This window comes from Roseomonas aeriglobus (assembly GCA_016937575.1).
GTDB lineage: Bacteria > Pseudomonadota > Alphaproteobacteria > Sphingomonadales > Sphingomonadaceae > Sphingomonas > Sphingomonas aerigloba.
This window is the reverse complement of sequence record JAFHKN010000002.1, coordinates 1,424,364-1,443,498: the sequence shown is the minus strand read 5'-3', so window position 1 is coordinate 1,443,498 and position 19,135 is coordinate 1,424,364. Positions and strand designations below refer to the sequence as shown.

16 protein-coding genes and 1 riboswitch are annotated in these 19,135 nt (G+C 67.6%); of the genes, 8 read left to right on the top strand and 8 right to left on the bottom strand.

Annotation, left to right across the window (positions count from 1 at the left end; genetic code table 11):
- Positions 1-60 precede the first annotated feature (60 nt).
- Both hutH and JW805_07305 read right to left on the bottom strand, forming a co-directional pair.
- Positions 61-1,587, bottom strand: coding sequence for a histidine ammonia-lyase (gene hutH, locus JW805_07310; protein MBN2971821.1), 1,527 nt, complete (start codon positions 1,585-1,587; stop codon positions 61-63).
- Positions 1,584-2,783: an imidazolonepropionase gene (locus tag JW805_07305; GenBank protein MBN2971820.1), complete on the bottom strand. Its 1,200-nt coding sequence runs from the start codon at positions 2,781-2,783 to the stop codon at positions 1,584-1,586. The genes hutH and JW805_07305 overlap by 4 nt, the downstream gene beginning before the upstream one ends.
- Before the next feature lie 48 nt (positions 2,784-2,831).
- Between JW805_07305 and JW805_07300 the strand changes: the two genes are divergently transcribed.
- Positions 2,832-4,163, top strand: coding sequence for a formimidoylglutamate deiminase (locus JW805_07300; GenBank protein MBN2971819.1), 1,332 nt, complete (start codon positions 2,832-2,834; stop codon positions 4,161-4,163).
- Positions 4,160-4,867 (top strand): histidine utilization repressor, encoded by a 708-nt coding sequence (hutC, locus tag JW805_07295; protein ID MBN2971818.1) that lies wholly within the window; start codon positions 4,160-4,162, stop codon positions 4,865-4,867. Before JW805_07300 ends, hutC begins: the two co-directional genes overlap by 4 nt.
- A 3-nt stretch (positions 4,868-4,870) precedes the next feature.
- Here the strand turns inward: hutC and JW805_07290 are convergent, their stop codons facing one another.
- The 5 genes from JW805_07290 to maiA all read right to left on the bottom strand — a co-directional run bounded on the left by JW805_07290 (position 4,871) and on the right by maiA (position 10,273).
- Positions 4,871-5,611, bottom strand: a complete 741-nt coding sequence (locus JW805_07290; protein ID MBN2971817.1) for an ABC transporter ATP-binding protein — start codon at positions 5,609-5,611, stop codon at positions 4,871-4,873.
- A complete protein-coding gene (locus JW805_07285; GenBank protein ID MBN2971816.1) occupies positions 5,608-6,582 on the bottom strand; it encodes an iron ABC transporter permease in 975 nt (324 codons plus the stop codon). Before JW805_07285 ends, JW805_07290 begins: the two co-directional genes overlap by 4 nt.
- Complete coding sequence (locus JW805_07280) at positions 6,579-7,406, bottom strand: ABC transporter substrate-binding protein (GenBank protein MBN2971815.1); 828 nt, start codon at positions 7,404-7,406, stop codon at positions 6,579-6,581. The genes JW805_07285 and JW805_07280 overlap by 4 nt, the downstream gene beginning before the upstream one ends.
- Positions 7,403-9,289 carry a TonB-dependent receptor gene (locus JW805_07275; protein MBN2971814.1) on the bottom strand — a complete coding sequence of 629 codons (1,887 nt, stop codon included), beginning with the start codon at positions 9,287-9,289 and terminating at the stop codon, positions 7,403-7,405. The genes JW805_07280 and JW805_07275 overlap by 4 nt, the downstream gene beginning before the upstream one ends.
- A gap of 149 nt (positions 9,290-9,438) precedes the next feature.
- Positions 9,439-9,625: riboswitch (cobalamin riboswitch) on the bottom strand.
- 18 nt (positions 9,626-9,643) lie between these two features.
- Positions 9,644-10,273: a maleylacetoacetate isomerase gene (maiA, locus tag JW805_07270; GenBank protein MBN2971813.1), complete on the bottom strand. Its 630-nt coding sequence runs from the start codon at positions 10,271-10,273 to the stop codon at positions 9,644-9,646.
- Positions 10,274-10,378: 105 nt separating this feature from the next.
- Between maiA and JW805_07265 the strand changes: the two genes are divergently transcribed.
- Genes JW805_07265 through JW805_07255 form a run of 3 tightly spaced genes read left to right on the top strand, consistent with a single transcriptional unit; the run spans position 10,379 to position 16,277 of the window.
- Positions 10,379-11,590 (top strand): efflux RND transporter periplasmic adaptor subunit, encoded by a 1,212-nt coding sequence (locus JW805_07265; GenBank protein MBN2971812.1) that lies wholly within the window; start codon positions 10,379-10,381, stop codon positions 11,588-11,590.
- On the top strand, positions 11,587-14,799 hold the full coding sequence (locus JW805_07260; protein ID MBN2971811.1) for a multidrug efflux RND transporter permease subunit: 3,213 nt from the start codon (positions 11,587-11,589) through the stop codon (positions 14,797-14,799). Before JW805_07265 ends, JW805_07260 begins: the two co-directional genes overlap by 4 nt.
- Positions 14,799-16,277 carry an efflux transporter outer membrane subunit gene (locus JW805_07255; protein MBN2971810.1) on the top strand — a complete coding sequence of 493 codons (1,479 nt, stop codon included), beginning with the start codon at positions 14,799-14,801 and terminating at the stop codon, positions 16,275-16,277. The genes JW805_07260 and JW805_07255 overlap by 1 nt, the downstream gene beginning before the upstream one ends.
- 93 nt (positions 16,278-16,370) lie before the next feature.
- On the opposite strand, the gene JW805_07250 is transcribed toward JW805_07255, so the two are convergent.
- Positions 16,371-16,586, bottom strand: a complete 216-nt coding sequence (locus tag JW805_07250; GenBank protein ID MBN2971809.1) for a hypothetical protein — start codon at positions 16,584-16,586, stop codon at positions 16,371-16,373.
- A 113-nt stretch (positions 16,587-16,699) separates the two neighbouring features.
- Here JW805_07250 and JW805_07245 point away from each other — a divergent pair, with 113 nt between their 5' ends.
- The 3 genes from JW805_07245 (at position 16,700) to JW805_07235 (ending at position 19,125) form a co-directional block, all read left to right on the top strand.
- Positions 16,700-17,242, top strand: coding sequence for a (2Fe-2S)-binding protein (locus JW805_07245; protein MBN2971808.1), 543 nt, complete (start codon positions 16,700-16,702; stop codon positions 17,240-17,242).
- 123 nt (positions 17,243-17,365) lie between these two features.
- On the top strand, positions 17,366-18,370 hold the full coding sequence (locus tag JW805_07240; GenBank protein MBN2971807.1) for an RcnB family protein: 1,005 nt from the start codon (positions 17,366-17,368) through the stop codon (positions 18,368-18,370).
- Positions 18,371-18,444: 74 nt separating this feature from the next.
- The gene (locus tag JW805_07235) at positions 18,445-19,125 is read left to right on the top strand and encodes a 2OG-Fe(II) oxygenase (protein MBN2971806.1); all 681 of its coding nucleotides are present in this window, start codon (positions 18,445-18,447) and stop codon (positions 19,123-19,125) included.
- Positions 19,126-19,135: the final 10 nt, after the last annotated feature.

Genomic DNA, 19,135 nt, shown 5'->3' with positions numbered 1-19,135 from the left:
GCGGCACTCCCCCTCCACCAGCCTGCGGCTGGTCCCCCTCCCCGTGCCGGGGAGGATTGGTCACGCGCATATCCCCGGCAAGGCCGCTCCGGCAGCCTCGACCAGCGCGCCCGACCGCACGAGCGTTGTCGCGGCCTCCATATCCGGGTGAAAATGTCGATCTTCGGCCAGCGTCGGCACCTGCTCACGCAGGCACGCCCGCGCCTGCTCCAGCGCATCCGACGATGTCAGCGGCGCGTGGAAGTCGCACCCCTGCCCCGCCGCCAGCAGTTCGATCCCGACCACGGCCTGCGCATTCGCCGCCATCTCCAGCAAGCGGCGCGCGCCATGCGCCGCCATCGACACATGATCCTCCTGGTTCGCCGACGTCGGGATCGAATCGACGCTCGCCGGGTACGCCCGCTGCTTGTTCTCACTGACCAAAGCTGCGGCGGTCACTTGCGGGATCATGAAGCCGGAATTGATCCCCGGCCGCGGCGTCAGGAACGCGGGCAGACCCGACAGCGCAGGATCGACCAGCATTGCCACGCGGCGTTCCGAAAGGCTGCCGATCTCGCAAATCGCAAGCGCGATCATGTCGGCGGCGAAGGCGACCGGCTCGGCATGGAAGTTCCCGCCAGAGAGCGCCTCGTCGGTATCGGCGAAGATCAGCGGATTGTCCGAAACGCCGTTCGCCTCGACCTCCAGCGTCCGCGCCGCCTGACGCAACACGTCCAGCGCAGCGCCCATCACTTGCGGCTGGCATCGCAGACAATAGGGGTCTTGAACGCGCGGATCGTCCTCGCGGTGGCTCGCACGGATCGCGGAGCCGGCCATCAACCCGCGCAAGGCGTCACCGACCGCGATCTGCCCGGCGTGGCCGCGCAGGCGGTGGATACGATGGTCGAACGGCGCGTCGGACCCCTTGGCCGCTTCCGTCGACAAGGCGCCAGTGACGAGTGCGGCCTGAAACAGCGCTTCGGCTTCGAACAATCCGGCAAGCGCATTGGCGGTCGAGAATTGCGTGCCGTTGAGGAGCGCCAGCCCTTCCTTCGGCCCGAGTTCGAGCGGCGCGAGCCCGATCCGCCGCAACGCATCCGTTGCCGGCATGACGCATCCGGCGACGTCGATCTCGCCAACCCCGATCATCGCCGCAGCCATATGTGCGAGGGGCGCAAGGTCGCCGCTTGCCCCGACCGACCCCTGGCATGGCACGATCGGCAATGCATCGGCGGCCAGCATCGCCTCGATCATCGCGACCGTCGCCGGCCGCACGCCCGAGGCCCCCATGCCAAAGCTTGCCAACTTCAGCGCCATCATCAGCCGCACGATTGCGCGCGGGCTCGGCGCGCCGACGCCGGCAGCATGGCTCAGCACGATATTGCGCTGAAGCGTCGTCAGATCCTCGCTCGCGATCCGGACATTCGCCAGCTTCCCGAACCCCGTATTGATCCCATAGACCGGCGCGCCCCGAGCGACGATCCGCTCGACCGCGGCAGCGCTGGCCGCGACCGCGTCGCGACAGACGGGGTCGAGTCTCGACGCCGCACCGCGATAGACGGCGCGCCAGTCGGGAAGCGCGACAGTGCCGGGGACAAGCGTGATCATCGGCCGTTTCGTATCCGTTGGTGAAGGGGGTTGAACCCGATCCGGTAGACAAGCTCCGCGGGACGCTCGATGTCCCAGATGGCGAGGTCGCACGCCTTGCCGGGCGCGAGCGAGCCGATGCGGTCGGCCAGCCCGAGGGCGCGCGCGGCCTGGATCGTCACGCCGCGTAGACACTCGTCGACAGTCAGGCGAAAACAGGTCGCCGCCATGTTCATGGCGAGCAGGATCGACGTCAGGGGCGAGGTGCCCGGATTGCAGTCGGTCGCCACTGCGATCGGCACGCCGGCAGCGCGCAGGGCCTCGACCGGCGGCAGCTTCGTCTCGCGCGTGAAATAATAGGCACCGGGCAGCAGCGTCGCGACCGTGCGGCTCGCTGCCATCGCGGCAATGCCTTCGTCGTCCAGCCACTCGAGATGGTCGGCGGACAGCGCATTATGCTGCGCAGCAATCTGCGCACCATGAAGGTTGGAGAGCTGTTCGGCGTGGAGCTTGACCGGCAAGCCGTGGCGCTTCGCCGCCGCAAAGACGCGGGCGACCTGATCGGGCGAAAATCCGATCCCTTCGCAAAAGGCGTCGACCGCGTCGGCCAACCCCTCGGCTACGATTGCGGGAAGAATGGTGTAGCAGACATGGTCGATATACCCGTCGGCATCGGTCGCCCATTCCGTCGGCAGGGCGTGTGCTCCCAGGAACGTCGTCGTCACGCCCACGTCGCGGCGCTCGGCAAGCCTGCGTGCTGCTCGAAGGGATTTGGCTTCGTCGGCGAGCGACAGGCCATAGCCCGATTTGATCTCGACCGTCGTGACGCCTTCCGCGAGCAACGCATCGAGGCGCGGCAATGCGGTTTCGACGAGGTCCGCTTCGCTCGCGGTACGCGTCGCGCGCATCGTTGAGACGATCCCCCCGCCGGATCGCGCGATCTCCTCGTAACTCGCGCCCGCCAGACGCTGCTCGAACTCCGCCGCGCGGTCACCGCCGTGGACGAGATGGGTATGGCAATCGATCAGTCCGGGTGTGATCCAGCGCCCTTCGCAATCGATCACGCGGTCCGCCGTCGCGGCGCCGGCCACATCGGCGGCGCCGACGGCGAGGATCTGCCCTCCCTTCGCAACGATCGCCCCATTCTCGACGATGCCCAGGCCGTCGCCGGTCATCGTCGCCAGTCGGGCATTCCGCCAGAGGGTATCGCCGTGCATGCCACGCGGCTTGGCACGCAGACGCTTTAATGTATAGACATTATTCGCATGCCCAGTTTCTTCTTCGATCAGTGGTTGAGCCGCGACCGATGGGATCGGTCGGTGCGGATCACTGTGCGTGACGGTCTGATCGCTGCGATCGAAGCCGACGCGTCACCACAGCAGGACGATGAGCGCCACGCGATCGGGCTGCCCGGTCTGCCGAACCTGCACAGCCATGCCTTCCAGCGCGGCATGGCCGGGCTCGCCGAGAACGCCCAGGGTGCGCTTGACAGTTTCTGGACCTGGCGCGAGGCGATGTATCGCTTCGTCGACCGCATCACGCCCGACGACCTTCGCGACATCGCCGCGATGGCGCAGGTCGAAATGCTGGAAGCCGGCTTCACCCGGGTCGGCGAGTTCCATTATCTTCATCATGCCACAGACGGCACACCCTATCCCGATCGCGCGGCGATGGCCGGTGCGCTCGCCGCTGCTGCCGGTGAGACGGGGATCGGCCTAACCCTGCTGCCTGTCTTCTACGCACAATCGGGGTTTGGCGGTGCCGTCCCGACAGAGGGGCAACGTCGTTTCGTCAACAACCGCGACAGCTTCGCCCGGCTGCTGGAGGACAGCGCTGCCGCCATCGCCGTGCTGCCCGACGCCGTTCTGGGGATTGCCCCGCACAGCCTGCGCGCCGTCTCGCCCGATGACCTCGCCGCGCTGCCCACTATGACAGCTGGCCCGATCCACATCCATGTCGCGGAGCAGGTGAAGGAAGTCGACGACTGCGTCTCCTGGAGCGGCGCGCGGCCCGTTGAATGGCTGCTCGACCATGCACCGGTCGACGACCGCTGGTGCCTCGTCCATGCCACCCACATGACCGCACAGGAAACCGAGCGCGCGGCGCGGACCGGGGCGGTCGCCGGCCTATGTCCGATCACCGAAGCCAATCTGGGCGACGGCATCTTTCCCGCCGTCGCGTGGCAGGCGGCAGGCGGGCGCTTTGGCATCGGATCGGATTCGAACGTGCGCATCGACGCGACCGAGGAGTTCCGTCTGCTGGATTATGGCCAGCGGCTGACCCGGGGTGTCCGCAACCCACTGGCACAGAACGGATCGAGCGGCGGCATTCTATACCGCACGGCACTCGCCGGGGGTGCCCAGGCGCTTGGCGTCGTCGGCGACGCCGCCGATTTCCTGACCCTCGATCCCGGCCATCCGTCGTTGGTGGGACGTGACGGCGATGCCCTGCTCGACGCTCTGCTCTTTTCCGCCGGCCAGAGCGCGATCGACGGTGTCTGGCGGCGAGGCAAGCGTGTTGTCGCCGGCGGCCGCCACGTCGCGCGCGACGTCATTGCCACACGATACGCCGACACGCTCGCGCGGCTGATCGCATGACGCCACTGCACGACCGCATCCGTCGCGATCTCGAACGCGAGATTCTGGCCGGCACGCGAGCGCCCGGCTCGCGCATCCCGGTCGAGCATGCATTGATGGCCGACTATGGCTGCTCGCGCATGACGGTCAGCAAGGCGCTGGCGGCGCTCGCTGCAGACGGCTTCATTGAACGCCGCAAGCGCGCAGGGACCTTCGTCGCGCGGCCGCGGGTGCATTCGATGGTGCTCGACATTCCGGACCTCGCGCACGAGGTCCGCAACCGCGGCCAGGCCTATGCCTATAGGCTGGAAGCGCGGACGATCCGTACCGCCGACCCGGGCGACCCGGTCGCAGTCGAGATTGCTCGCGGCGGTGCCTTGCTGCAGTTGAGCGGCACGCATCTCGCCGACGGCATCCCGCTTGCGATCGAGGACCGGCTGATCGCGCTGGTCGCCGTCCCTGATTCGGAAGGGGCCGATTTCTCGACGACGTCGCCGGGGGCCTGGCTGCTCGAACATGTCGCCTGGACCGAAGCGGAAAGCCGCATCGCCGCAGTCGGAGCGGACGCCGCGACCGCCCGGCGGCTGGCGGTTGCAGCGGGCACCGCCTGCCTTGCTATCGACCGCCGGACCTGGCGCGGTGGGGAGCCGATCACCTATGTCCGTCAGATCTTCGTCGGGACGGCCTATGACTTGTCCGCGCGCTTCGGCCCGGCGGCGCGTTAGGGTCTAGACCAGGCCGGTAACGGCGATACCGTCACCGGTCATCCGCGCCCTGACCCCATAGACGGCGGCGACCCGTTCCTCGGTCATCGTTTCTGCAACCGGTCCATCGGCCACGATCCGCCCGTCGGCCATCCAGACGAGCCGGTCGGCATAGCGCGCCGCGAGGTCGAGATCGTGGAGGACGACCAGCGCCCCGCCGCCGTCGGCGACGAACTGCGCGAGCAGCGCGAGCACACGGTGCTGATGCCGCGGATCGAGCGAAGCGACGGGCTCGTCGGCGACAATCACCGGCGCTTCGGCCGCGAGCGCGCGCGCAAGGTGCATCCGCGCAGCCTCCCCGCCCGACAATGTATCCGCACGACGGCCGGCGAATGCGGTCAGGTCGCAGGCGGTCAGGGCGCGATCGACCGCCGCGGCATCCTGCCCCCGCAGCCGCCCGCTTGCGCCATAGGCAAAGCGGCCGAGCGCAACGATATCGCGCACGCAGGCCGGCCAGGCGATCGGACGCGCCTGGGGCAGGTACGAGATGCGCCGCGCGCGCTCGATCGGCGCGATCGCAGCCGCCGGGCGACCGTCGATCTCCGCCGTCCCGGCATCGGGCACGGCAAGCCCGAGCAGCAACTGCAGCAGCGTCGTCTTGCCCGCGCCGTTGGGGCCGAGCAGCACGACCAATTCGCCCGGCGCGACGGACAGGCCGGCATCAGCGATGCGGTTGCGATAACGAAGGCCCGCCGCCCGGATCACGTCCCCCGCCTCCGCGCCGCGATAAGCACGAACAAGGGCGCACCGACGAGTGCGGCGACCACGCCCAACCGCAGCTCGGCCGTCGTCGGGATCAGCCGTACACCGATATCGGCAAGGACCAGAAACAGGCCGGCGAGCAGGCCGGATGGCAGCAGGCTGCGTGCCGGGTCATGCCCGACCCAGGGACGCACGAGGTGCGGCGCGACGATGCCGACGAAACCGATCGCCCCCGCCAGCGCGACCGACGCGCCGGTCGCAAGCCCCGCCCCCAGCACCACGGCAATACGCTGACGGCGGAGGTCGAGGCCGATTCCCGCGGCAGCTTCTTCCCCTAGCGTCAGTGCGGACAGGCCGCGGCGGGTCAGGAACAGCAGCGCACCGCCAGCGGCCATGAAGGGCGCCGTCCCGGCGATCTCGGCAAAGCTGCGGTTGGCGACCGATCCCAGCGTCCAGTTGATCATGTCGGCCAGGCTGAACGGATCGGGCGCGAGGTTGAGCATCAACGCCATGATCGCGCCGGCAAAGCTCGACAGACCGACACCGATCAGGATGAGCGTGGCGACCGACGTCGTCCGCATCGCGGTGCCTGCGATCAGCGCCGTGGCCGCGAGCGCGCCGAGGATCGATGCGGCAGGAAGCGCGACCGGCGACGCACCGACGAACCCGTAGTACAGCGCCACTGTCGCCGCGAGCGTCGCACAGGCAGACACGCCGAGCACGCCCGGTTCGGCAAGTGGATTTCGCAGCAGCCCTTGAAGCGCCGCCCCGCTGATCCCGAGCGCAGCGCCGGCGAGGAACGCGGCGAGGGCGCGCGGCAGGCGGATCATCCATACGACGACGGCATCGCCGGGTAGGCCCTGACCGACCAGGGCAGAGAGAAGGCGCTCCGCCGGCAGCGGTGTCGAGCCGAGGAAGCAGGCGGAGACGACAGCAACCAGGCTGGCGAGCGCGAGGAGAAGGATGAGCCTCATCGACGGGCCGCTTTCGCCAGGCCCGCCAGCCGTTCGACCGCGTCCAGCACGAACCATCCCCCACAGGCCGTCCAGGCACCGGGCAGCTCCGCCGTCGGCACCCCCTTCAGCGCTCGCCCGACCACCGGATGCGCCGCTGCACTCCACGGGTCGGGTCGGTTCCACCGCGTGTCGAAGAAAGCCGCCGCCACGACGTCCGGCCGCGCATAGGCCAGTCGCTCCAGCGGCAAAGGCCCCCACCCGTCCGCCGTCTGAAAGTTTAGCAGCCCGCCGGCACGCAGGAGTTCATCGACGATCGACCCCGGTCCGGTCGTTACGCCACCAGGCGTTACATACAGCGCGGACGGACCGCTCGACGCCCGCCTCAATGCCATCAGCCGCGCGTCGAACGCCGCCGCCATGGCCTCGCCCTGCGCCGGCTCACCCAGCCCGGTCGCGGTGTCGAGCAGCACCTTGCGGATGCCAGGCAGGTCCGGCGCATACCCCAGTTGCAGCACCGGGACACCGGCGCGCTCGAACAGCGCCGCCGCGTTCGGCCCGCCACCGTAGCTGCGCACGACCAGATCGGGCTTGAGCAGCAGCACGTCCTCCGCCTGCGGTCGGACCTGCGGCACGCCAGTTGCCGCTGCGCGCATGTAGGAAAATTCGGCGGCTGCGTCGGGCGAGACCGCAGCGATGCGATCCCGCCCGACCAGCTTCAGTACATATTGGTCGGCGCAATAATCCAGGCTGACGATGCGCATTGGGCGCCCGCTCCGCATCGGCGTGGGCGCCGGAGTGCACCCGGCCACGGTCACCAGCAGCATCGCCAGCCAGCGGATCACAGCTTCAGTCTCACTCCGCCATAGGCCGCGCGGCGCGGCGTTCCGTAGAGGTAGACCGTCTCATAGGCCTCGTCGAATAGGTTCTCGACGCGGCCGAACACTTCGAACCGGTCGCCGACGGGCAGGCTGGCACGCAGGTCGACCAGCACATAGCCATCGAGGCGGCGGGTGTTCGTGGCATTCTCGAAGCTGTCGCCGACATGGGTAATCGTCGCGCCGGTCGACAGGCCGAACGCCCAACGATAGTCCGCGACCATGTTCACGCTTTCGCGCGGCCGCCGGGCGAGCTCGCGACCAGTGTCGCGGTTGGTCGCGTCCAGATAGGTGTAGGCGAAGGCCACACGGAACGGCTCGACCGGCTGCAGGACAAGCGTCGCCTCGACACCCTCCGCACGCGTGCGACGAATATTGTCATAGGTGCCGAACGGACGGTTGACGCAGATCGCGCTGGTGACCCCGAAGCAGGACACGAAGTCGATCTGGTTGCGCGTGTCGCGGTGAAAATAAGTTGCTTGGACCTGCACCGCATCGCCCAGAAGACGCTGGGTTACGCCGGCATCCCAGCTGTTGGCGCGTTCCGGCACCAGACGCTGGTTCCCGTAATCGCCGAACAGCTGGTACAGCGACGGTGCGCCGAATCCTTCGCCATAGCTTGCGCGCAAGGTCGTACGGCCGCCGTTCGGGCTGAGCGCCACGTTCCCCGCCGCGGTCGTTTCGCCACCGAAGCGGCTGTGGTCGTCGTGCCGCACGCCGCCGGTCAGTGCGACACCGGCAATGGGAGTCAACGTGACTTCACCGTAGACGCTGTTGATCAGCGCGCGGGCCCGCGACGCCGCGCCGAAGCTGACCGTATCGAAGCGCGAGCGCTCGCTTTCTGCACCGATCGTGGCCTGGACGATGCCGGTCTGGACCACGCCCTGATATTCGAACCGGCGATTGAGGCCGCGCGAGTCGAACGTCGCCGGCCCGGTCGCAGCGAAATTCGCGCGGTCGGTCCGGCTGTAGGCGACGCCCAGCCGGTTGCGGAACGCGCCGCCGAACAGCGCGAGCCGGGCACCTGCGTAGCCGCTCAGTTCCTCGTTCGTCGAATAGTCGCCGGTGTCCGCCAGCGCGAACGCCGGCGCTGGGAAGCCGTCGAGGTCGATTTTCGCATCCGAATACCGCCCGCGCGCCTCCAGAGAGAAGCCATCGGTCAGATCGACCGCCAGCTTGCCGTTGGCGCCATATTGACGATAGCCGTCGCGCTCGCGCCCGCCGCGCGCTTCGTTGAAGGCGGAGAAGCCATCGGTGCGGAAATATTGGCCGCCCAGGCTCGCCGACACGGGGCCGAGCTTGCCCGAGGCATTGGCGGTCGTGTTGACCGTGTCCCGCCAGCCATATTCGCCCCTGGCGACGAACTCGGGGTCTTCGCTCGGGGCGCGGGTGATGACGTTGACGACGCCGCCGATCGCGCGGCTCCCCCAGATGACGCTCTGCGCGCCGCGGACGACCTCGATGCGGTCGATGTTGCCGACCAGCAGGTTACCGAAGTCATAGCCACCGCCCGGGCTCGCCGGATCGTCGAGCTTCACGCCATCGACCAGCAGCAGCGTCTGCTGCGGGTCGGCGCCGCGAATATTGACCGATGCGACGGTGCCGATGCCGCCTGCACGTGTGTAGCTAACGCCCGGCACTGTGCGCAGCAGGTCGACGACCGCCTGCGACTGGCGTGCTTCGATTTCCTCGCTGTCGATGACCGTGACCGACTGGCCGACCTGATCGACCGGGCGCTCGGTGCGGTTGGCGGTGACGACCACGTCGTCGCTCTGAACCGCGGTGGTCTGCGCGGACGCGGGCAGCGCGAGCACCCCGAACGCAATGGTGGATAGAAGCAGATTACGCATGAAATTCCCCCCGCTCCTCCGGTGTCGACCCGGCACGAGCAAGCAACGACAATCACGGCCCGTCGCCCGGGTACGGGCGACGCGACTACGGCCACATGGCTGTCGTTACGAAGGGATCATTCCCCGACGCGCATGGCTGGACCCGGCCCGGCGACGAACGACGCGATGGCAGGTCTCCTGGCTCGCCGATCGTCACCTTCGGGTCGTCTTCCCGGACACTTGCGTGCCCAGTGACGTGTTGACCCTAGGCTCCCGGCTTACAGTTGCGGGCACAGCGCCGGACTTGCACCGGCTTCCCTCTTCGCCCTTGCGGGCACCATCTGCCGCGCCGCCTAGGCGTGCTGCACCGCGGCGTCAATCCGTCGCGTGCGGGTGACGGCTGGGGTGGGCGGCGGCGAACGCAGGGTGATCGTTCGCTCGCGCCACAATGGCGGCGAGCTTCGGATAGGGGGCAGTGTCGAGCGCGAACCGCTCGGCATTATACCACTGCGGCACCAGGCAGATGTCGGCGAGGCCGGGTGTGTCGCCCGAGAGATACGCGCCCTCCCCCGCCATTTCCTCCAGCGCGACAAAGCCCTCCCCGATCCAGCGCCGAACCCACGCGTCCACGGCGTCCTGATCCGCGCCGAAATCGACCTTCAGCGCCTTCAGGATGCGCAGATTGTTGACCGGGTGGATGTCCATGGCGACGACATAGGCAAGCGCGCGGACCCGTGCGCGACCGGCCGCGTCGCTCGGAAGAAAGGCCGGGTCCGGATAGGTCTCGTCCAGCCACTCCAGGATCGCCAGGCTCTGCGTCAGGACGTGTCCGTCGTTCTCCAAAGCCGGAACAAGGCCTTGAGGTGCGACATTTCGATAGCTAGGCAACCTTTGTTCGCCGACTCGTAGGTCGTGCGACACCGACTCGAACCCCACGCCCTTCAGGTTCAGCCCGATACGAACGCGGTACGCGGCCGACGACCGCCAATAGTCGTGAAGGATCATGGTCATCTCTCCGTACATTTCAGTTACAATTTCACGCTTTGTGCGCCAGCCGACGCGTCGTACCGCTCGCGCAACCAATTCTCTGGCTATCGGTTGAACTGCCCCGTGCACATCCATCCTTCGCGCGCCATCGCGGCCGCCCTTATCCTCACTCTTGGCGCCTGCGGTAGTGGCGACAAGGCGGAAACGTCGAAGGGCGGCGCCGCCAAGGGCGGGCGCGGGGGCCCGGCGCAGGTCGGCTATGTCATCGCCCGGCCGACGGCTGTCCCCCTCCCGACCGAACTCGCCGCGCGCACGGCCGCGTTCGAAACGTCGGAGGTTCGCCCACAGGTAACCGGGTTGGTCCGGCGCCGCCTGTTCACCGAAGGCGCACTCGTCCGCGCCGGGCAGACGCTCTACCAGATCGACCCGCGGCTCTATCAAGCGTCCGCCAATCAGGCCCGCGCCAACGTTGCCGCCGCGGCTGCGACCGCGGAAGCCGCCCGCATCCGCGCCGAACGCTATCGCCCGCTCGCCGAGATGGAGGCAGTCAGCAAACAGGATTATACCGACGCGATCGCGACCCAGCGCCAGGCCAGCGCGCAGGTCGCGCAGAACCGCGCGGCGCTGGAAACCGCGCAGGTCAACCTCGCCTTCACGCGCGTGCCTGCACCGATCACCGGCCGCATCGGACGCAGCCTGGCAACAGTCGGTGCGCTCGTCACCAACAACCAAGCCGATCCGATGGCGGTCATCCAGCGGCTCGACCCGATGTTCGTCGACATCCAGCAGTCGGCGGCCGAGATGCTGGCGCTCCGCCGCTCGCTCGCGCGCGGCGACGTCATGCCGGCCAGCGCACAGGTTCGGCTGAAGCTGGAGGACGGCAGCGACTATGGCTTTACCGGTACCGTCCAGTTCACCGAAGTGACGGTCGACCAGGCAACGGGCACCGTCACCCTGCGTGCCCGCTTCCCCAACCCCAACGGCCTGCTGCTCCCCGGCATGTTCGTCCGGGCGCAATTCAACCAGGCGATCGAGCCCAACGCCTTCCTGGTTCCGCAACAAGCGGTATCGCGCGACGCGAAGGGTACCGCGACCATCTATGTCGTTGGGGACAACAACAAGGCCGTCCAGCGGCAGGTCACGGCGGTCCGGACGCAAGGCGCCTATTGGGTCGTCACGGGCGGCGTGAATGCCGGCGACAAGATCATTACCCAGGGCCTCGGCCGCCTGAAGCCCGGCGCCGACATCCGCCCGGTCCCGGCCGGCGCGATCCAGCGCGTCGCGCCGCCGCCCGCCGGCGGGCGCAAGGATGACAGCGCGAAGAAATCCGCATGATCTCGCGCATTTTCATTGATCGCCCGATCTTCGCTTGGGTGATCTCGATCATCATCATGCTCGCCGGTGTCGGCGCGCTGATGACGCTGCCGATCGAACAATATCCCGACGTCGCCCCGCCGCAGGTCAACGTCCGCGCAACCTTCCCCGGCGCGTCGGCGGAAACGCTCGAGAACAGCGTGACCCAGGTGCTCGAGCAGCAGCTGACCGGCATCGACGGCCTGCTGTACTTCACGTCGTCCTCATCCTCGCGCGGATCGGTGACGATTTCCGCGACGTTCGAAAAGGGCACCGATCCGGACATCGCGCAGGTGCAGGTGCAGAACAGCATCCAGCAGGCGATCAGCCGCCTGCCCCAGCAAGTGCAGGAGCAAGGCGTCCGCGTCACCAAGTCGAACCCCGACTTCCTGATGATCGTGTCGGTCTATGACCAGACCGACAAGATGACGAATGCCGACGTGTCCGACTATCTGGTCTCCAACCTGCAGGATGCGCTGGGGCGTATTCCCGGCATCGGCGAGACGAACGTCTTCGGATCGCAATATGCGATGCGCATCTGGCTCGACCCGTCACGCCTGGCCGCCGTGCAGCTGATGCCCAGCGACGTCATCACCGCGATTCAGAACCAGAACACCGAAATCGCAGCGGGCGAAGTCGGCGGCGTTCCGAACGCCGAAACGCAGATGCTGAACGCAACCGTCACCGCGCAGTCGCGCCTGCAGACGCCCGCACAGTTTGCGCAGATCATCCTGAAGACCCAACCGAGCGGCGCGACCGTGCGGCTGGCGGACGTCGCTCGGATCGAGCTGGGGCAGGAAAGCTATGCCTCGGTCAGCCGCACCAACAAGCATCCGGGCGCCGGCATCGCGGTGAACCTCGCGCCGGGCGCCGACGCGCTGGCGACGGCAGAGGCCGTGCGCGCCTTCATGACGGATGCCGCACGCAATTTCCCGCCGGGCCTGGCCTACGCCTATCCCAATGATTCGACCGCCTTCATCAAGCTGTCGATCGAGGAAGTGGTGAAGACGCTGATCGAGGCGGTGATCCTAGTCGTCATCGTGATGTTCGTGTTCCTGCAGAGCTGGCGCGCCACGCTTATTCCGACGATCGCCGTGCCGGTCGTGCTGCTCGGCACCTTCGCCGTGTTCGCGGTCGCCGGCTTCTCGGTCAACACGCTCACCCTCTTCGGCCTCGTCCTCGCCATCGGCCTGCTCGTCGACGACGCGATCGTGGTCGTCGAGAACGTCGAGCGATTGATGGAGGAAAATCCCGAGATGTCGCCGCGCGAGGCGACGATCGAATCGATGAACGAGATCACCGTCGCGCTGATCGCGATCGCGCTGGTCCTGTCGGCGGTGTTCCTCCCGATGGCGTTCTTCGGCGGGTCGACCGGCGTCATCTACCGCCAGTTTTCGATCACCATCGTGTCGGCGATGATTCTGTCGGTCGTCGTGGCGCTGGTGCTGAGCCCTGCTCTCACCGCGAACCTGCTGAAGCAGAAGGGCGAAGGCGACGGGCACCAGGGCTGGGCCGACCGCAAGTTTCCGCGTGTCGCCGGCTTTTTCCGCAGGATGGGCGACAAGTTCAACCGCTTCTTCGAACGCATGTCGGACCGCTATGTCGAGACATCGCGGAAAGTCATCGACCGCAAGTGGCTGTTCCTGTTGATCTACGCCGGGGTCGTCGCGATCCTGGCGGTCCTGTTCTTCCGTCTGCCGACCAGCTTCCTTCCGACCGAGGATCAGGGCCGCATTCAGGTTCAGTTCCGCCTTCCGGCCGGCGCAACCCAAGCGCGGACCCGCCAGGTCCAGGATCAGATCATCGACTATTTCCTGGGGGCCGAGGGCAAGAACGTCGACGTCATGCTGACCAGCGCGGGCGGCGGCGGTGGCGGCGCGTCGGGCCAGAACACCGGCCAGGGCTTCCTCAACCTGAAGGACTGGGCGGAGCGCAAGGGCACCGAAAACAGTGCGGATGCGATCGCCGATCGTGCCAGTGCGGCGTTCAGGGGGCTCCGCGACGCGGAAGTATTCGCGCTGGTGCCGGGCTCGATCCGCGGCCTCGGCCAGACCGGTGGCTTCACGATGGAGTTGCAAAACACCAGCGGGATGAGCCGCGACCAGTTCGTCGCCGGGCGAGAGCGGCTGCTTGCCGCCGCGACCGCCGACCCGCAGCTTCGCGCCGTCCGTCTGACCGACCTGCCCGACATCCAGACGCTAAAGATCGACATCGACCAGACCAAGCTGTCCGCGCTCGGCCTCACCCAGGCGAACGTGAACACGACGCTGTCGACCGCGTGGGGCGGCCGCTACGTCAACGACTTCATCGACCGCGGCCGCGTGAAGCGTGTCTACGTCCAGGGCGATGCACCCTATCGGGCGGCACCGGAAGACATCGCGAAGTGGTTCGTCCGCGGCAGCGATGGCCAGATGGTGCCCTTCAGTGCCTTTGCCACGATCAGCTGGGCGACCGCGCCCACGACGCTGTCGCGCTTCTCGGGCGTGCCGGCCTTCGAATTCTCCGGCCAGGCGGCGCCCGGCGTCAGTTCTGGCGAAGCGATGAACCGTATGATGGAGCTCGCCAGCCAGATCCCGGGCACCTCGGTCGCCTGGGCGGGACTGTCTTACCAGGAACGGCTATCCGCGGGGCAGGCGCCGCTGCTCTATGGTCTGTCGCTACTCGTCGTCTTTCTGTGCCTCGCCGCGCTTTACGAAAGCTGGTCGATCCCGGCGGCGGTGCTGCTGATCATCCCGCTCGGGCTAGTCGGCGCGGTCTTCGCGGTCACGCTGCGCGGGCTCGAGAACGACGTCTATCTGCAGATCGGCCTGCTCACGACGATGGGCCTGGCCGCCAAGAACGCCATCCTGATGATCGAATTCGCCGAACAGGCCGAACGAAAGGGCGCCCGCGTCATCGATGCCGCGCTGGAGGCGGCGCGACTGCGCCTGCGGCCGATTTTGATGACCAGCCTTGCCTTCATCTTCGGCGTGCTGCCCCTTGCCCTGTCGACCGGTGCGGGAGCCAACAGCCGCATCGCCATCGGCACCGCGGTGATCGGCGGCATGCTGACCGCGACGATCCTCGCGATCTTCTACATCCCGCTGTTCTTCGTCCTTGTCCGTCGCGGGGTGCGCGACGGGCTGGCGAAGCTGCGCGGCAAGCCGACCGGGTTCCAGGGCCAACCCAAGGCGGCAGAGGGAGACGCGTGATGCGCCGTGCGATCACCCTGCTCGTCGCGACCGCCCTCGCCGGCTGTTCGATGACCCCGACGTATGAGCGGCCGGTCGCGCCCGTCCCGCCGTCCTGGCCGATCGGCGACGCCTATCTGCGTGAAAGTGAAGCCGCGCTGCCGGCGGTCAGCTATCGCGATATCTTCCGCGATCCCCGCTTGCAGCAGCTGATCGAGACCGCACTCGTCAACAACCGCGACCTGCGGATCGCTGCGGCCAATATTGCGATCGCCCGCGCCCAGTTCCGCATCCAGCGCGCGGCGCGCTTCCCGACGATCGCGGCGAGCGGCGACGCATCGATCCGCAAGGGCGCCGCCCGCACGCCGGACGGCTCGGTGGCATCGGGCGGCGGCGTGAACGACAGCTTTTCGGCGGGTGTCGGGATCAACGCGTTCGAAATCGACCTGTTCGGGCGGCTCGCGTCGCTCAGCCGGGCAGCGCTGGAGGATTATTTCGCGACGGAAGCGGCAGCGCGTGCCACCCGCCTCGCGCTGGTCGGCGATATTGCGGACGCCTGGACGAGCTACGCCGCCGACCGCAGCCTCCTGCAGATTGCCGAGCGCACGGCGCGCAGCGCCGAAACCAGCGTGCGCCTGACCCGCGCCCGCCTGACCGGTGGGATCGCGCCACGAACCGACCTGCGCCAGGCTGAACTTGTGCTTGCCCAGGCCAACTCGGACCTGGCGGAGCAGCGCACCGCCCTCGCGCAGGATGCCAATCTGCTACGGCTCCTGGTTGGTGCCGATGTCGATCCCACACTGCTTCCCGAATCGATCGAGGCGGTGGTGCCGACGCTTGCGGAGTTGCCGGCAGGCCTTGATTCCGGGGTGCTGCTTCGCCGCCCCGACGTCGTGCAGGCAGAGTATGACCTGCGCGCCGCCAATGCGCGGATCGGCGCCGCGCGGGCTGCGTTGTTTCCGCGAATCAGCCTGACCGGTCTGCTCGGCCTTGCCAGCGGCGCGCTGGGCAGCCTGTTCAGCGGCAACGCCTTCACCTGGAGTGCGACCGGCGGGGTCGATTACGACATCTTTGCCGGCGGTGCGCGCCGCGCCCAGGTCGACCAAGCCCGCGCAACCTTCGATCGGGACCTCGCCACCTACGAGCGAACGATCCAGACTGCCTTCCGCGAGGTCAGTGACGCCCTCGCTCGTCGTGGCACGATCGGCGATCAGGTCCGCGCCCAGACCGCGCTGTTGGCGGCATCGCGCGACAATTATGTGCTCTCCGATGCACGCTATCGCGGTGGGATCGACACTTTCCTACAAAGCCTGGATGCGCAGCGCTCGCTCTATTCGGCCGAACGGTCGCTGGTCGCCACCCGGCTGGCGCAGGCGCAGAACCTGACAGAGCTGTACCGGACGCTCGGTGGCGATGCGCTGCTCTATACGACGGCTCAGGGACCCCGGCCGCTGTCGGTGGAGCCGGTCACGGCGCCGACCCCGGTACCGCGCCGCTGAGGTAGCCGTTAGAACGCGGCATCTCGAACGGCGGCCACTTCGTCCGTGCTTCGACAGGCTCGACACGAAGCGCCGGGGAAAGAGACTATGATCTCATTCCTCGTCCGGCTCGCGCTCATCATCGTCTTCGCCCAATAGGGAGGGATCATCCTCATCGACGATGTCCAAATCCTCTATCGCGATCGCGATGTCATCGATCTGCTCCAGCGTCGCGCTAAATTCGGTCGTTTCGCCGTCCTCGTCCTCAATCTGCAGGACATAGCCATCGGCCTCCTGCGTGATCGAAAACTGGCTGAGCACCTTGGGCATCGCGGGCCTCCTTCGCTTGAGCGTTGTTCGTCGATTCGCCTCGTCAAACACCGGATGCGGCCACGCGTTCCGCCTTTCGCGTCAGGATGTGACAGGTTAGGACCTGCCGTGCGATGACCCGTTTCACCGTCAACAATCAGCCGGTCCACTATGCGATGGATCCCGCGACGCCCCTGCTGTTCGCGCTCCGCGACGCGTCGAACCTGACGGGGACCAAATATGGCTGCGGCAGTGGCGATTGCGGCGCCTGCACGGTGGATATCGACGGGCGCGCGGTCCGATCCTGCACCGTCCGGATCGGCGCGCTCGAAGGGAGTTTTGTCACCACGATCGAAGGATTGTCGCGTGACCGCAATCACCCCCTGCAACAGGCCTTTCTCGCCGCGAACCTCGCGCAGTGCGGCTACTGCATTCCCGGCGTCGTGATGGCGGCGCAGGCTCTGCTGCGCACCAACCGCAATCCGACCGAGGACGATGTCCGCGCAAGGATAACGAACCTCTGCCGCTGCGGCATCTACCCGCGTTTGATCGACGCCATACTCCAGGCCGCCGCCGTCGCGCGCGGGGACGAAACGCTGGAGGCCGCGCCACCGCCCGATATCGACCCGTCCGAAGCAGCGAAGGACGTGCCGGCGCTGTCGCCCGTCAAACGCTGAACGCCGAACGTGCCGATTCCTGACTAATCGCTTTCAACGCAATTCAGCCACGGCTCACCTCGCCTCCCGTAAACCGGCATCATCGACGAAGGGCCGGGGGACCGGCGAGTGGAGAGTTGGTCCATGAAGAAGTTCATCTTGTCCGCGCTGGTCGCGGCGACCGCGCTCTCGCCGGTGCTGGCGAGCGCGCAGGAATGGCAGGGCCGCCGCGGCGGGCCCGGCCGTGGCGACGGCACCCCCCAGGCGGACCGCCCCGCCCCGCCCCCTCGGCCCGAGCGCAGCATGGACTCGTTCCAGCGGCCCGAACGTACCGCCCGGCCGAACGGCGGCGGCGGGGGCTTCGACCGCGACGCCTTCCGTGCGCAGCGCGAAGCCGCGCGGGCGCAGGCTCAGGCCGGCGGCCAGACCTTCAATCGCGATGCCTTCCGCCAGCAGCGCGAGGCGGCCCGCGTCCAGGCCGATGTCCAGGTCCAGGGGCAGGTGCAGCGTCCGGCATTCGATCGGGACGCTTTCCGTGCCCAGCGTGATGCCGCCCGTGCCAACGGCGGCTCCGTTCAGCGCCCCGACGGCTTTCGTCAGGATCGTCGCGACGATCGGCAGGACTTCCGTCAGGAACGCCGTGAGGATCGCCGCGATCTCGTCCAGGGCCGCGTGACTCCTGATCAATATCGTCAGGATCGTCGCGACGACCGCCGGGACTTCCGTACCGAACGCCGGGACGACCGCCGCGACTATAACCGCGATCCCCGCCGCAACGACTGGAACCGGGGCGGCACCTGGAATCGTGGCGGCGACTGGAACCGCGGCGGCCAGCAGCGGTGGAACCGCGAATGGCGCAACGATCGCCGGTACGACTGGCAAGGCTGGCGCGGCAGCAACCGCTATGCCTATCGCCTGCCGCGCTACTATCCGCCGCGGGGGTACAACTATGGCTACCAGCGCTTCGGCATCGGCATCACGCTCGGCTCGATCCTGTTCCAGCAGAATTACTGGATCAACGACCCGTGGGATTACCGCCTGCCGCCAGCCTATGGTCCATACCGCTGGGTCCGCTACTACAACGACGCGCTGCTGGTCGACATCGACACGGGCGAGGTCGTGGACGTGATCTACGACATCTTCTGGTAAGCGTGGCGATACGGGGCCGGCCGGCGACGGCCGGCCCCCTTGCTTTTGGTCGCGCGGGGCGCGATTTGCCGGTCATGGCTCGCAAACCCGTCGACAATCCGGATCTGCCCTCAAAATCCCGCGCCGCCTTCAGCCAGTCGGTCGCGGCGCGTCTGGAAGCGAACCCGGCGGTCGTACAGGCCAAGGTGCCGAGCGCGCAGGTCTATTATCAACTCGATTTTCTGACCAATGCCGAATGCGACGCGCTGATGGCGCTGATCGACCGCCATCGCCGCCCGTCGACGCTGCTGTCCGACGCGCCCGACCCGGAGTATCGGACGAGCGAAAGCTGCGACATGGACCGCTTCTCGCCGCTCGTCCGACCGATCGACGAGCGCATCGCGCATCTGCTCGGCATCGATCCGCCGCATGGCGAGACCATGCAGGGCCAGCGCTATGCCCCGGGTCAGCAGTTCCGCGCACACCACGACTATTTTCAGGGCAGCCAGCCCTATTGGCAGCGCATGACCGAGGAAGGCGGGCAGCGGACCTGGACGGCGATGCTTTATCTGAACGAGGTCGAGGAAGGCGGCGCCACCTGGTTCCCGCAGGCCGGCATCAAGATCCCGCCGCGCCGCCGCATGCTGCTGACGTGGAACAACATGAACCCCGATGGCAGTCCGAACCCGATGACGCTGCACGAAGGCACCGCCGTGACCAAGGGGACGAAATACGTCGTCACCAAGTGGTTCCGTGAACAGCCATGGTATCTCTGATCCTTCGCCC

Coding starts and splice junctions, on each gene's coding strand:
- hutH (MBN2971821.1), bottom strand. CDS start 1,587: ATGATCACGCTTGTCCCCGGCACTGTCGCGCTTCCCGACTGGCGCGCC.
- JW805_07305 (MBN2971820.1), bottom strand. CDS start 2,783: ATGCACGGCGATACCCTCTGGCGGAATGCCCGACTGGCGACGATGACC.
- JW805_07300 (MBN2971819.1), top strand. CDS start 2,832: ATGCCCAGTTTCTTCTTCGATCAGTGGTTGAGCCGCGACCGATGGGAT.
- hutC (MBN2971818.1), top strand. CDS start 4,160: ATGACGCCACTGCACGACCGCATCCGTCGCGATCTCGAACGCGAGATT.
- JW805_07285 (MBN2971816.1), bottom strand. CDS start 6,582: ATGAGGCTCATCCTTCTCCTCGCGCTCGCCAGCCTGGTTGCTGTCGTC.
- JW805_07275 (MBN2971814.1), bottom strand. CDS start 9,289: ATGCGTAATCTGCTTCTATCCACCATTGCGTTCGGGGTGCTCGCGCTG.
- maiA (MBN2971813.1), bottom strand. CDS start 10,273: ATGATCCTTCACGACTATTGGCGGTCGTCGGCCGCGTACCGCGTTCGT.
- JW805_07260 (MBN2971811.1), top strand. CDS start 11,587: ATGATCTCGCGCATTTTCATTGATCGCCCGATCTTCGCTTGGGTGATC.
- JW805_07255 (MBN2971810.1), top strand. CDS start 14,799: ATGCGCCGTGCGATCACCCTGCTCGTCGCGACCGCCCTCGCCGGCTGT.
- JW805_07250 (MBN2971809.1), bottom strand. CDS start 16,586: ATGCCCAAGGTGCTCAGCCAGTTTTCGATCACGCAGGAGGCCGATGGC.
- JW805_07245 (MBN2971808.1), top strand. CDS start 16,700: ATGACCCGTTTCACCGTCAACAATCAGCCGGTCCACTATGCGATGGAT.
- JW805_07240 (MBN2971807.1), top strand. CDS start 17,366: ATGAAGAAGTTCATCTTGTCCGCGCTGGTCGCGGCGACCGCGCTCTCG.
- JW805_07235 (MBN2971806.1), top strand. CDS start 18,445: ATGGCTCGCAAACCCGTCGACAATCCGGATCTGCCCTCAAAATCCCGC.